Origin of the sequence: Terrilactibacillus tamarindi, from assembly GCF_009718825.1 — a bacterium.
Taxonomy (GTDB): Bacteria; Bacillota; Bacilli; order Bacillales; family Sporolactobacillaceae; genus Terrilactibacillus; species Terrilactibacillus tamarindi.
Window position 1 is genome coordinate 121,316 of sequence record NZ_WNHB01000007.1, and the last position, 13,834, is coordinate 135,149.

At 42.5% G+C, this 13,834-nt stretch carries 16 protein-coding genes; all 16 read left to right on the forward strand.

The window, feature by feature from the left end; genetic code table 11:
- The first annotated feature begins 26 nt into the window (after window positions 1-26).
- The gene (locus GMB86_RS06250; RefSeq protein ID WP_100489391.1) at window positions 27-242 is read left to right on the forward strand and encodes a cation transporter; all 216 of its coding nucleotides are present in this window, start codon (window positions 27-29) and stop codon (window positions 240-242) included.
- 64 nt (window positions 243-306) lie between these two features.
- The gene (copZ, locus tag GMB86_RS06255; RefSeq protein ID WP_100489390.1) at window positions 307-522 is read left to right on the forward strand and encodes a copper chaperone CopZ; all 216 of its coding nucleotides are present in this window, start codon (window positions 307-309) and stop codon (window positions 520-522) included.
- Between the two features lie 313 nt (window positions 523-835).
- Window positions 836-1,501, forward strand: coding sequence for a PspA/IM30 family protein (locus tag GMB86_RS06260; protein WP_139692313.1), 666 nt, complete (start codon window positions 836-838; stop codon window positions 1,499-1,501).
- Window positions 1,502-1,596: 95 nt separating this feature from the next.
- On the forward strand, window positions 1,597-2,100 hold the full coding sequence (locus GMB86_RS06265) for a DUF4178 domain-containing protein (protein WP_093672783.1): 504 nt from the start codon (window positions 1,597-1,599) through the stop codon (window positions 2,098-2,100).
- Window positions 2,063-2,935 (forward strand): DUF4247 domain-containing protein, encoded by an 873-nt coding sequence (locus GMB86_RS06270; protein WP_230459019.1) that lies wholly within the window; start codon window positions 2,063-2,065, stop codon window positions 2,933-2,935. Before GMB86_RS06265 ends, GMB86_RS06270 begins: the two co-directional genes overlap by 38 nt.
- 196 nt (window positions 2,936-3,131) lie before the next feature.
- Window positions 3,132-3,785, forward strand: a complete 654-nt coding sequence (locus GMB86_RS06275) for a TIGR01906 family membrane protein (protein ID WP_155217837.1) — start codon at window positions 3,132-3,134, stop codon at window positions 3,783-3,785.
- A 218-nt stretch (window positions 3,786-4,003) separates the two neighbouring features.
- Window positions 4,004-5,233: an IS256 family transposase gene (locus tag GMB86_RS06280; protein WP_155217839.1), complete on the forward strand. Its 1,230-nt coding sequence runs from the start codon at window positions 4,004-4,006 to the stop codon at window positions 5,231-5,233.
- A gap of 217 nt (window positions 5,234-5,450) precedes the next feature.
- Window positions 5,451-6,158: a response regulator transcription factor gene (locus GMB86_RS06285; protein WP_010025834.1), complete on the forward strand. Its 708-nt coding sequence runs from the start codon at window positions 5,451-5,453 to the stop codon at window positions 6,156-6,158.
- A complete protein-coding gene (locus tag GMB86_RS06290) occupies window positions 6,155-7,564 on the forward strand; it encodes a sensor histidine kinase (protein ID WP_139692318.1) in 1,410 nt (469 codons plus the stop codon). Before GMB86_RS06285 ends, GMB86_RS06290 begins: the two co-directional genes overlap by 4 nt.
- A gap of 317 nt (window positions 7,565-7,881) precedes the next feature.
- Window positions 7,882-8,073: a hypothetical protein gene (locus GMB86_RS06300; RefSeq protein ID WP_010025838.1), complete on the forward strand. Its 192-nt coding sequence runs from the start codon at window positions 7,882-7,884 to the stop codon at window positions 8,071-8,073.
- Window positions 8,074-8,102: 29 nt separating this feature from the next.
- The gene (locus GMB86_RS15475; protein ID WP_176557813.1) at window positions 8,103-8,267 is read left to right on the forward strand and encodes a hypothetical protein; all 165 of its coding nucleotides are present in this window, start codon (window positions 8,103-8,105) and stop codon (window positions 8,265-8,267) included.
- A gap of 22 nt (window positions 8,268-8,289) precedes the next feature.
- Window positions 8,290-8,571: a DUF2933 domain-containing protein gene (locus tag GMB86_RS06305; RefSeq protein WP_010025840.1), complete on the forward strand. Its 282-nt coding sequence runs from the start codon at window positions 8,290-8,292 to the stop codon at window positions 8,569-8,571.
- Window positions 8,572-8,705: 134 nt separating this feature from the next.
- A complete protein-coding gene (locus GMB86_RS06310) occupies window positions 8,706-8,879 on the forward strand; it encodes a hypothetical protein (RefSeq protein ID WP_155217843.1) in 174 nt (57 codons plus the stop codon).
- A gap of 196 nt (window positions 8,880-9,075) precedes the next feature.
- Window positions 9,076-10,911: an ATP-dependent zinc metalloprotease FtsH gene (gene ftsH, locus GMB86_RS06315; protein ID WP_093672791.1), complete on the forward strand. Its 1,836-nt coding sequence runs from the start codon at window positions 9,076-9,078 to the stop codon at window positions 10,909-10,911.
- A gap of 400 nt (window positions 10,912-11,311) precedes the next feature.
- Window positions 11,312-13,423 (forward strand): copper-translocating P-type ATPase, encoded by a 2,112-nt coding sequence (locus GMB86_RS06320; RefSeq protein WP_093672793.1) that lies wholly within the window; start codon window positions 11,312-11,314, stop codon window positions 13,421-13,423.
- A 19-nt stretch (window positions 13,424-13,442) separates the two neighbouring features.
- On the forward strand, window positions 13,443-13,814 hold the full coding sequence (locus GMB86_RS06325; RefSeq protein WP_010026851.1) for a cupredoxin domain-containing protein: 372 nt from the start codon (window positions 13,443-13,445) through the stop codon (window positions 13,812-13,814).
- The last annotated feature ends 20 nt before the right edge of the window (window positions 13,815-13,834 follow it).

Sequence of the window (13,834 nt, forward strand, 5' to 3'; positions counted from 1 at the left end):
AAAGATGAAAAGGAGATTGACGACTTATGGCAAAAACAAAGCTTGATGTTAAGGGTATGATGGGAGACCACTGCAAGAATCTGGTGACTCAAACACTGAAGGGTCTTGATGGGGTATCTGCTGTCTCTGTTGATCTTAAAACTGGTGAAGCTGCTGTCGACTATGATGAAACGAAAGTACAATACGACAAAATGAAAGAAGCTGTCGAAGAACAAGGATACGATGTTGTTGGACAGCACTGACGTTTAAATCTGTCCATTCATCTTTAAATAAAAAATTTTCAGTATAAAAAAGGAGATTGAAACGATGGCAAAGACCACACTTGATGTAAAAGGTATGCATTGCGGACATTGTAAAGCCTCGGTTACAAATGCTTTAAAGGGATTAGATGGTGTATCTGACGTTTCTGTGGATCTTGAAAAAGGTAAAGCGTCAGTTGAATATGATGATGCAAGGATTCAGTTCAGTAAGATGAAGGAAGCAGTTGAAGAACAAGGATACGATGTTGTCGGACAGAATTAATTGTTAAGAAGTGCCTCGCCCGAAATGGGTTAGAGGCACTTTTTTAATATCATAAAAGAAACAAGACAATGAATTAAAGTAAAAAAACGGGTAGCTTTGATGTTTCAAAATCATGTTCAATTCTCTTTTTAGAGAAATATCACTTTTACATGGATTCTACACATTTAACGTGTAATCTTATTGCAGTAGAGAAGGGGGGAGTTGATACAAAACAACAAATGACGAATGTACTCGTAAATAAGGTAAAAAAGTGTTGGTCGCCCTTTAAGGGGGTCCGATATCGGTATGAAAAACAATCAGGAGGTTTTATTGAATGTCACTATTTAAAAGACTGCGTGACCTTACCGTTTCAAATATTTATGCTGTGATTGAAAAAGCGGAAGATCCGATTAAGATGACCGACCAGTACCTGCGTGATATGCAGGAGGACTTACAAGAAGCTGAACGGGGAGTCGCTGCACAAATTGCTCTTGAAAAAAAATTCAAGGCTCTTTACGAGGAACAAAAAGCTCTTGTGGCCAAGCGTGAAGAACAGTCACATCTGGCGGTTGAAACCGGTGATATGGATCTGGCACGAAGAGTCATCGAGGATAAACAAAACGCTGAACAAAAAGTGACTGAATACAAGAAACGTTATGAACAAAATCAGGTCGCGGCAGAAAATCTTCGTCAAAAACTAGACGAGATGCGAAAACAAGTTGCAGAACTGAAAGATAAGCGGGAAACGTTGGTCGCACGGGTTAACGCCGCCGAGGCGCAGAAAAAGATTAATGACACCATGTCTGGCTTTGATTCCAATACAGCGATGGCCGGACTGAAACGTATGGAAGAAAAAACACTGCAGCTAGAAGCTGAGGCGGAAGCAAGCGGGGAAGTCTATAAAAAAGAAAAATCCATCGATGAAGAGTTTGAAAATTTGGGGAAGGACAAGAAGGTCGAAGATGAACTGGCACAGCTCATCGAACAGCATAAAAAATAAAGGGGAACAATAGGCAAAACAATGAGCCGGCACGCCGAGTGGATTTCAAAAGACGGCTGTCGGTTTTATTTTTGCAAGTTGAAAGGAGATAAAAAATGTCCCTATTTCATCGAATCATCAATTTAGTAAAGAAGCCAGAACCACCGATTGAAGAAAAAACTCCTTACACTTTATCTATTGGTGATATTGTTGATCTTTCACTTAATAGTTATACCGTTGCGGGTCGAGTGTTATTCCCGCAACGCCAGGAAGCTTTTTTTACGATAAAGGATGGGAGTACGATCAAATATTTACGGGTTGCTAAGAGGGAAAAACTGGAGCTGTCTCTTTATGAAGCGATTGATGGACGTCTGGAAGATATTAATGAGATTCCAACGACCATTGAAATGGAAGGGACATTGTATCATATGGAAGATCAAGCGGTAGGCGCAGCCCATTCTTCAGGTGATACGCCTTTTGCATCCTCTAGTGAACGTTATCTTTGGGACTTTCAATCAGATAACTGGAAACTACTGCGAATCGAATGGCAGGCTGGCCAGATGATGTTGTATGAGGGAGAGGATGTCCTACCAATGGACGTCAGGATCATTCAGTCATGAAAAAAAGGAAGCGTTAAATATGATTAAGCGATTGTCAAACAGCATAAAAATTGTATTGGCTATTGTACTCGGGGCTTCCCTTTTAACCGGATGCTCCGCATCCGGCTCCGGACAGCCAGCCGTTACCGGTGGCTATCCGCTGACCTCCGTATCCAAAAACGGAAATCAGGAGTCTTATATTTATCAGGCTGACAAACAGTCGGTTCCAGAAGTAGCCAAGAAACTAAGCGACCAAAAGAAGCCGGATCAGATCTCAAGAAACGACAACCAGCAAATGTTCCTTGTCTATTCTGATGAATTATATGATCTTCAAAGAGACAAAAAGAACCCCGATAATACCCTGATTGAAGTAAGTAATAAAGAATTTGTTCGCAACAATTACAGTTCGTCGTTTTTGAAGGGCTATCTGTCTGCCGTTCTCTTGGATCGATTGTATCAATTGGGAAAAGGCGCTCTAGGTAATTATCGTGGCTATACGGATGGTAATACAATTCGGCCAACGGTAAAGTATCAGCCCCCTACCGCCAGCGAAAAGAAAACGATCCCTCCAATAACGAAGCAGACAACCGGTTCGATTATTAAGCGTAGCAGCTCCGGGAATAACTCGAACTCGTTTTCAAGTACATTCTCAAGAATAAGGAATAGCGTTACAAAAGATGTAGGACAGGCGATTAATTCGGTTGAGAGAAATACGGGGAAAATCTTGAAATCGGATACGGGTCAAGGAACGAGTAAAGTTTTTCCAAAAAATTCAAGAATTTCAATCCCAAAAAATAATTCTCCACCAAAAGTCAAATTCAAAAGTTTTGGAAGGATCATGAGAAGAAGCAGATAAATTCGATTGTCAATAAATTGATTACAAAACTACGGTTCGCTTTCAATTTAATGGTCGTCTATGAAATTCTGTTCAGGACTAAGCCGTAAAAGAGAGGCTTAGTCCTTTTCCTGACAGAAATACGAATCCACTATTTTTACACTTCTTTAGGCTTATGTGGTTCAGATCAAAATATTTCATATGGGTGTGTGTGCGGATGCATTTCAAAAAATCCAGTGTATTTCAGTCCCTGCTTGCCATCAATCTTGCGTTGTTTATTATTTTCCTGTCAATAGAGCTTGCTCTGCTCTTTAAACCTCTGTACTATTTCGATATTTGGTATCTTGGTATTGACAAGATCGCGGGTATCAACACAGCTAGAATTGTGGAAAACTATAATTACATGATTCAATATCTTTTCGATCCAAGGCCTCAATCCTTTAAGCTTCCATCCCTGCCTTACTCAGTTCGCGGACAAATTCATTTTGGGGATGTCAAAAGGATCTTCACTTCAATTGAGCTGCTCTTTATCATCACAGGTTTAGTTAGTGTGGCTGGCCTGTATTGCGGTATTAAGCATGGAATGATCAGTGTTCTGAAAAAAGCGTCTTTCATTCTTCTGTTCTTCATTATCGTTACTTTAACTGCTTTCACTTTAAACTTTGATGCATCCTTCACTTTGTTTCACAAGGCTTTTTTTAGAAATAATTACTGGCTGTTCGATCCGGTTACAGATCCTGTGATCACGATCCTCCCGGAAGCCTTTTTTCTACATGCCGCTTTATTTATTTTGATGTGGATTGTTATAGGCATGATTTTATTAAGTGTATGTCATAGGAAGTTATTAAAAAAGTGGAAAAATAAGAGTTGAGGCCGTATAATTGTGTAAAAAGGGGGATCTAAATGAGAGAAAAATGACGAGTGGGTGTTCTGTTTTCCCGGAGGGGGGCCGGCCCCCCTCCGGGAAAACAGCGAGATCCTTCTTCCTCGCTTCTCTCTCTCATTTTTTTCATAGAAAATGAGCCGGAGCCCATCATCTCAGTTAGAATAGAGTTGTCGAAAACCAAATTCTAAAGGAGAGACTCAGGGATGGCTCAAGTACAGATTACTCTAAATGAACAACTTCTGCATCAATTATTTCTTGGTGATGCGAAAAAATCAGGAATGAACGCCCTTTTGGAGGCGATCTTAAATCAAGTGTTAAAAGCTCAGGCCAGTGAACAGCTTAAAGCAGAAAAATATGAACGCAGCGATGCCCGAACCGATTACCGAAATGGTTCTTATCCGCGTCAATTGAAGACACGTGTAGGAACGCTCACACTGGATGTACCCAGACTGCGTAATGGTCATTTCTCAACGGATCTTTTCAATCGCTATCAGCGCAGTGAACAGGCACTGGTCCTCTCCTTGATGGAAATGGTCATCAACGGTGTTTCAACACGCAAGGTGAGTCAGATTACGGAAGAACTTTGCGGCACGGAGTTTTCGAAAACGACCGTTTCAGATCTTTGCGGACATCTGGATCCGATGGTCTCGGGCTGGAACAATCGTCCACTGAAGGGAAACTACCCTTTTCTCATTGTTGACGCGGTTTATACCAAAGTGCGTGAAGATGGGCGCGTTCGCTCCCGAGGTGTCCTGATCAGCTATGGAATCAATGATCTGGGCTATCGAACCATTCTTGGTTTGAAAATCGATGACAGCGAAAGCACGGACGCTTGGAAAAACTATTTTGACTGGCTGAAAGCTCGTGGCTTGAAAGGCGTTGATGTCGTGGTGAGTGATGATCATGGCGGTCTCGTCAAGGCGGTCCAAAAAGCCTTTCAGGGAGCCACTTGGCAACGGTGTCAGGCTCATTTTCTACGCAACGTGCACGATCGGCTCCCGAAGTCCCTCAAGCGCGAGGGCACCGAGCAGGTGAAAGCGATCCTTCAGGCACCCAATGTCCAAACGTCTCAGACCTTACTCCAATCGTTTCTAGAGACGTATCAAGAAAAGGTCCCTCGAGTAACCGAGCTTGTCGAAGCTGCTTTTGATGATGTGACCGCCGTGCTCACCCTACCAGAACCTTATCGTCGCCGTCTACGCACAACAAACGGTATGGAGCGCCTCAACGAAGAATTCCGTCGTCGCGAACGGGTGATTCGCATCTTTCCCAATCGTGAATCAATCCTCCGAATCATGGGTTCGCTGCTCATGGAGCAGAATGAGAAGTGGTCGAGTCGCTGCTATCTGAAAATGAATGAGTATTTTAGTTGGAAAGCCAAGCAACATCAATCGGAAAAATCGAGTAAAGTGACGACGATTTATCCCAGTTAATGATCTGTTCTAACCGAGATGAATTTACACAAGAAAAAAGACTTGACCAAAATAAGTCCGTTTTCTAATCAAACAATCCATAGGAAGAGATCCAGTTTTTTTAAAAAAAGTATCACTGGATTTAAAAAAGGAATTAGAATGTATGCTACGCATGATTCCAATTTGTTAATATATGTAATCTGGAAAATTTGCTGTATGATGAGAGAAGGTGATGAGTATGAAGAAATTACAAGTCTTAATGGTGGATGATGACTGGAAGTTGCGCAATTTGCTACGCATCTACTTATCTAAAGAAGGTTTTGATACCGTTGAGGCAGCGGATGGCAATGAAGCGATGCTGAAAATTAAAAATCACTCCTTTGATCTGGTCATCCTTGACGTGATGATGCCCAATATGGATGGTTGGGAGGTGTGCCAGTCGATTCGGAAGACACAATCCGTTCCTATTCTGATGTTAACGGCTCTAGGTGAGACAAAAGAAAAGGTCCAGGGGCTGGAACTCGGGGCTGATGATTATCTGACAAAACCCTTTGATCCAGAGGAATTAATTGCCCGCGTTCATGCGCTGATTCGCCGCGCATCCTCGACCTCTACTGAAAAAACAAATAACGATGTGCTGAATTTTCCCGCACTAACGATTGATAGAGATGGACGCCAGGTTTTTGTTCATGATCAATCGGTGGATTTAACCCATAAAGAATTTGACCTTTTTGCTACGCTGGCCAAAAATAAAGGACGTGTTCTGTCCCGTGAACAGTTGATCGAACAAATATGGGGCTATGATTTCGAGGGGGATGCGCGTGTTGTCGATATCCACGTTAAAAATATCAGAGAGAAATTAAAGAGATCCGGTTTAGTCTATAACCCGATTCAGACAAGCTGGGGAGTCGGTTATAAATTTGAGGCAGAGGTCGGAAAATCATGAGTATCAATCGAATCGGGTTGAAATTGGGCGCGGCTGTTATCGTGCTGATGATTGTGATTCTCGTATCCTCCGGTCTTGCTGTTGATCGATTGTTCACAAATTTCTATGATGCTCAAATGAAGGACAATACACAGGAAATTGCTGAACACTTTGCAACCATGGCAGAATCCAATGATACTTCTTCACAATCAATGATTCGAGCTTTTGCTAAATTTTCAGATGTAAAGGTCTTCTGGTTGAATGATGAAGGAAGGATTTTGACGCTTCCAGGGGAGAAACAGCCGAATCTGTCTTTTATACGGTCACGCGATACCCGGCGCCTGCTATCCGGTCATTCTGTAGCTTTTCAAAACCATGATGTTCATGGAAACCGGTTTTATGTTGTAGGTAAACCCATACAAATAGGGAAAACGACTGGGTCTGCGATTTATATTGTCTCTTCTATGAAAAAAATAGACGATTCTTTGCAGAGACTTCGAAATTTGTTGGTACTTTCTGGACTTGGCGCGTTTTTTCTCGCTTTAGGTATGATTCTTATCATGAGTAAACTGCTTTCTCGTCCACTGCTTCGAATGCAGCAAATGACCGATAAAATGGCAAAAGGAAACTGGGATACAAGACTTCAGGTCGGGAGTCGAGATGAAATCGGTATGCTCGGGCACTCCATTAATGATCTGGCTGCAAGTTTGCAAAGATATCGAGATACGCGGCGAGCGTTTTTCTCAAACATTTCACATGAACTTCGAACCCCAGTCACTTATCTTCAGGGTTATGCTAAAGTTCTGACAGATGGATTAGTTGATTCTGATAAAGAAAAAAAACAGTACCTTTCCATTATATATCAAGAATCCGTTCGTCTCGAACATTTGATTAATGACCTGTTTGACCTCTCGAAAATGGAGGAAGGACAGATCAAACTTAATATGGAATGGATGGATCTGAAGATAACCATAAAAACAGCTGTTCAGAAAGTTAAACTTAAAGCAGAAAGTAAACGACTAAGCTTACAGCTGGATTTACAAGATCAGGTTCCTCTTATTCGAGGAGATCGTAAACGGATGGAACAGGTGCTGTTAAATTTACTTGAGAATGCCATCCGTTATACGGAGAAGGGCAGCGTTCTTGTACGACTGACCGGGAAGAAAGAAGCAACTGTCCTTTCCGTATCAGACACAGGCATTGGTATTTCTAAAGAAGAGTTGCCTTATATCTTTGAACGATTTTATCGAGTGGAGAAATCACGTGCGCGTGAATACGGGGGGACTGGATTAGGCCTGTCTATCGTCAAAAAATACGTTGAAATGCAGGACGGAACGGTTCGAGTTGATAGCCAAATGGGCGTCGGGACTACTTTCACATTGATCTTTACTCATGAAAAAAAGCAGAGAAGGGACGGGATGAAATAATGAAGAAAATTGATTGGTTCTTTTCACTTTTTTTAATTATCGTTGGACTAACCTGCCTTCTCTTCTCAGCCAATGCTTTTGGTCATGAGAGTTTTCTTGCATTTGGGAGGATTTTTTTCAAAGTCTGCATGTGGGTCGCCTGCCCTGTGATCCTCTTTGGCAGCCTGTATTTATGGTTCCATTACAGGAACAAAGAGTAATATGTAAATCTTTTTTTATTTTTTCAACAATTACTCGCCTTCTACATGTTTTCCACACAGATTCCACACATTTCTTTCCTATAATCATTATTGAAGAATGAGAGGAGGAAGAAATCAATGGACTGGTCTTGGCTACTATTACTCGCTTGTCCCCTTATGATGCTCCCGATGATGTTTATGATGATGAAGGGAAATCATTCAGAAACGGATCATTCTGAACATCAAAAAAGCTCGAATGAATTGAACGACCTGAAAGAACAGAATAATCTTTTGCGGGAACAGCTTCAACAGCTTAAAAACAAGGATTAATAATCAAAGTTTACGAGGAGGAATTTTTTATGTCTTGTTGCGGAAATCACAATCATGAAGGTCATCAGTCTGAAAACCATCAACACAGCACACATCAGCATATTCATGAGAAACAGAATGAATTTGACGCGTTAAAAGAACAGAATGATCAGTTGCGGAAAGAACTTCAGCAGCTGAAAAGTAAACAAGCATAACGAGATTGAGGAGGGATTTTTGATGAATTGTTGCGGGAATCATGATCATAACAGTCAGGGTCACGAAAATCAAAATCAGGGAAATGAAAATCATAGTGCTCATGGAACTCATCAACACAATCATAACCTTATGATGGCAGTCTGCCTCATTATTCCAATAGCTGTGATCATTGGTCTGTTTTTCACAGGCGGATTTTCAGGATCAAATAGTTTGCTCATACTCGCGGCTGTACTTATTTGCCCGTTGATGCATCTGTTCATGATGCCGGCTATGATGAAGAAAGGTAATGGACATCATCATTGACTTGAAAAAAGTTTCAATTCGACTTTTCTTTATAGGGACGAAAACTCTATCGGGTTTTTCGTCTCTATTTAATAAGGATCTCATTAATCAGTGCAGATAATAAAACCAGTATGTAAAAAGAGGTGAAATGTAGATTGACAAAATCAAAAGATGAAAAAGCACAACCGGGGACTTTAGCTTGGCAAAAGCAAAAAATAAGAGAAGAATATGTTTGTCCCATTTTAGAAAAGGAAAATGAATCAATGAGAACACGGAGAGGATCTAAACGGAATCTTTTTAACAAAAGAACCGTTAGAACTGAATTTTAATCAGGTGTTGTTAAGCTGAACTCTGCAGATAAGAGTGAAGGGAATACTCTTATCGCTGTGACTTAGAGTTGCCACCGATGTGGCTTTACATAAAGAATTCACATCTCCATCAGATAATTAAATGATGAACGGTGAAAATTAGAGTGACTTTCACTTTTGAAATACAGGGTTCCTTATGCGTGAGTGGAGGAGACGGATGAAACGCGTCTATAGAAATATGATCATTTATGTCTTTATCGTTCTGGTTGTTGCAGGCGTGACCAAATGGCTGACCAGTCCAAACAACATTGTTGAACCGATGTCTTTCAGTACCTTTCAACAACATCTTGCCAAAGGGGATGTCAGAGAACTGACGCTTCAGCCGGATGGGAGTGTCTATACAGCAACAGGCCGCTTGAATAATGGAAAAAAGAATACGACATTTAGAGCCTATGTCCCGGCAAGTGAAAAGGAAATCAATCAAATTACTTCATTGGCTGAACAATCCAATTTGACTATTCAACCAGAAGCAAGTACACCTGGTTGGGTCGTATTTCTTACTTCACTGATCCCATTTGTTCTCATGTTCTTGCTGGTTTTCTTTCTCATGAATCGTACACGTGGTGGCGGCCAAATGATGAGCGTTGGTAAAAGTAAGGCTAAACTTTATAAAGAGGATAATCATAAAGTCACGTTTAAAGATGTGGCGGGTGCGGATGAAGAAAAGCAGGAATTAGTTGAGATTGTCGATTTTCTAAAAGAACCGAGAAAATTTATTGCTTTGGGTGCAAGAATACCAAAAGGGGTTTTACTTGAAGGACCACCGGGAACAGGGAAAACATTGCTGGCTCGTGCGGTTGCCGGAGAAGCGGGTGTTCCCTTCTTTTCAATCAGCGGCTCTGACTTTGTTGAAATGTTCGTGGGTGTCGGTGCTTCAAGGGTTCGTGATTTATTTGAACAGGCAAAAAAAAATTCACCTTGTATTATCTTTATTGACGAAATTGATGCTGTCGGACGCCAGCGAGGAGCCGGTCTGGGCGGAGGAAACGATGAACGGGAACAGACTTTGAATCAGCTGCTTGTTGAAATGGATGGTTTTGCGGCCGATGAAGGAATCATTATCATTGCGGCGACGAACAGGCCGGATATACTGGATCCCGCTTTGATGAGACCAGGCCGTTTTGATCGCCAAATTCCAGTTGGCCGTCCAGATCTGAATGGACGTGAGGCTGTACTTCGAGTTCATGCACGAAACAAACCTCTATCGAAAGATATTGATTTGAATACGGTAGCTAAGTTGACACCAGGATTTTCCGGAGCAGATTTAGAGAACTTGTTAAATGAAGCGGCACTGGTTGCTGCACGCGCCAACAAGATCGTCATTGATATGGAGGATATTGATGAAGCAGTTGAACGTGTCATAGCAGGGGTCGCAAAGAAATCACGTGTCATTTCCAAAAAAGAACAAAATATTGTTGCCTATCATGAATCAGGGCATACAATCATTGGTTTAGCTCTGGATGGTGCCGATGAAGTGCATAAAGTGACGATTATTCCACGTGGACAGGCAGGTGGGTACACTATTTCTTTGCCTAAAGAAGATCGCCATCTAATGACCAAACCGGAACTGTTGGAACAGATCACCGGCTTGCTTGGTGGTCGTGTGGCTGAAGAGATCACATTTGGTGAAGTATCTACAGGCGCTAGCAATGATTTTCAGAGGGCTACAAATATCGCAAGACGCATGGTGACTGAGTGGGGGATGAGTGAGAAGCTCGGTCCTTTGCAGTTTGGAAATAAAGGTAGTCAGCCCTTTCTTGGAATGATGCAAAATGAACAAAATATTAGTGACCAGGTTGCTTACGAAATTGACACCGAGGTGCAGCAAATCATTAAAAGACAATATGCACGTTGTAAGGAATTGCTAGTGGAACACGGTGATAAACTGGAACTGATCGCGCAAACCTTGCTGAAAGTTGAAACACTGGAAGCCGAACAAATTAAGGCATTGTATGAACGTGGAGAATATATCGAACCCAGAAATAATCGTTAAGGCGAGAAAATGTATTAAAATAGTATGTATTTTAAAAGTTCTTTAAGAAAATTACATTAAGATGGACGCTTCGTGAGAAACATAGTGATCCCAACGAAAAGTCAATATTTTTGATGAGGTTATAAATGAAAAAGGTTAAATTGGGCAGATGTCAATTGCTCAATTTAACCTTTTTTTAGATATTAACAGTTTCTACACGTTTTCAACTCAGAATCTACATGATTATCATTTAACATTACTTTATGCAAGAGGAAGTCCCATTGGATATAAAATACTTAAAATAGACACCATGAATGATGGTATAGCATAAGGGATATCTCTTACTAAGAAACAACAGTATAGAAAACAAACTGAGCATTAGATTTTCATTTATTAAATACTTTGGAGGGGAGAATTGAAAATGGAAGCTGAAAAAATACAGCACATGCATGAACATCAAGATCATGAGCATGGGATGATGACCGGTCACATCAAGCCAGAACAAGGTCAGCAAGGAGAATCAACTGAGGAATTAGAATATCGGTCGCTAATGAAGAAATGGTGGCTGGCAGCTACTGTATCTGTTCCTGTTATTTTAGTTTCTTACCCTAATTTATTTCCTGGGTTACGTGAGCTGCTTCCGATGGGAAGCCAGCAACTGTGGTGGGCCAGGTTAATCATGGGAATACTCGCCTTGTTCGTCGTGATCCGAAGCGGTGGTCAATTCTTCGTTGGCACCTGGGAAGGCTTGAAACAGCGCTCCGCCAATATGAACACGCTGATCGCAACCGGTGTTTCGGCGGCGTGGCTCTATTCTCTGGTCGCCCTGTTCTGGCCGCAAATTTTTCCGAGACCTGAAATGGCTGATGTCTACTATGATGTCACTACAGTTGTCACGGCGCTTGTTGTTCTTGGATCGGCGCTGGAAGTAAAAGCTAAAGGACGTTCATCCGAAGCCATTAATAAACTGGTTGCCCTTCAGCCTCAGACAGCCAACGTTGTCAGGGATGGAAAAGAAGTCAAGGTACCGTTAGAGGAAATAAATATCGGTGATCAAATTATTGTCCGTCCCGGTGAAAAGGTCGCCATAGACGGAACCGTTGTCTCAGGAAGTTCAGCTATTGATGAGTCGATGCTGACCGGAGAATCTATACCTGTGGAAAAGAATGAAGGCGATGAAGTTTTCGGAGGGACGCTGAATAAAACAGGAAGTTTTACATTCAAAGTAACCAAAGAACAAAAGGACTCGGCATTAGCCAATATTGTGGAAATGGTGAAGCAGGCCCAGGGATCGCGTATTCCCGTTCAGAAAGTTGTCGATCAGATTTCGTCAATCTTCACTCCGGGTGTCATTATTGCGGCCATACTCGGCTATATCGTCTGGTATGATTTCGGGCCGCAGCCGGGATGGGTATATGCGTTGATTGTTGCAGTGACGACCTTAATTATTGCCTGCCCATGCGCGCTGGGAATGGCAACACCGATGTCCCTGACGACCGGTATTGGAAAAGGAGCGGAAAACGGGATATTAATCCGCTCCGGAGAAGCGCTGCAAATCGCACAGAAACTAAGGACGATCGTCATGGATAAAACCGGCACGATAACGGAAGGAAAGCCTTCACTGACGGATATCGTTCCCCTTGGAAAATTTACTGAGGAAGAACTCCTTCTCATCAGCGCTTCGGTTGAGCAGGGATCCGAACATCCGCTGGCATCCGCTATTGTGGAAAAGGCTAAGGAGAAAGGGTTGACGCCTGTTAAGAGTGAGGGCTTCAATGCGATTCCGGGACATGGAGTTGAAGGAACGGTCGATGGAAAAATGATCTATTTCGGTAATTTAAAACTGATGAAGGAAAAAGGGATTCCTCTGGACGGCTTTAACTCTTATGCTGCCTCGATGGCCGATCAGGGAAAGACGCCGATGTTCCTGGCGATCAATGGGGAAGCCGGTGGCATCGTTGCGGTTGCCGATATCGTCAAGAAGGACTCGCTTTCCGTTATTCATGAATTGAAATCAATGGGCCTGGAAGTCGTGATGATTACCGGGGACAACGAGCGAACGGCCCGCGCGATCGCCAAACAGGTGGGCATTGATCAGGTCCTGGCGGAGGTCCTTCCTCAGCATAAGGCGGAAAATGTCCGCAGGCTTCAGGAAGAAGGGAAGAAAGTGGCGATGGTCGGCGACGGCATTAACGATGCACCGGCACTCACACAGGCCGATGTCGGTATTGCCATTGGAACCGGAACGGATGTCGCCATTGAAGCAAGTGATATCACACTCATTTCCGGGAGCCTGGAGGGGGTTGTTAGGGCTATTAGAGTCAGCCGAGCCACGATGAAAAACATCTACGAAGGTTTATTCGGCGCCTTTATTTACAATGCAATCGGTATTCCCATTGCCTTGGGTGTGCTCTATCCCTTCACGGGCATCCTGTTATCGCCGCTGGTTGCCGCAGCAGCCATGGCGTTCAGTTCTTTAACTGTTGTCCTGAACGCGAACCGTTTGAAACAATTGAAACTTAAATTTAATTAAAGAGGGGAGAATGATTCAAATGAATTGGTTTGTTACAGTTGTTGGACTGTTATTAATTGGTGTGATCGCCTGGTACTTCTGGGGACCGAAAAAAGGAGGAAGCCTTGCGGAAACGAATGCTTCCGGTTTTCAGGAGGCTAAGATCCTGGTTAAAAACGGCTATAATCCGTCCCGTATTGTTGTCCAGAGCGGGAAACCGGTTCGATTTGAGTTTACCCGTATAGAGACAGGAGCCTGTGACGGAATGGTTATTTTTCCTGGATTTGAGAAAAGCGCGACGCTGCCGGCTGGAGAAAAGGTTATTGTTGATCTCCCTCCCATGAAAACAGGATCCTATGACTTTACCTGCCAGATGGGGATGTTCAGAGGAAAGATTATTGTGAAAAACTAAAAAAATAAAACAAGAAACAA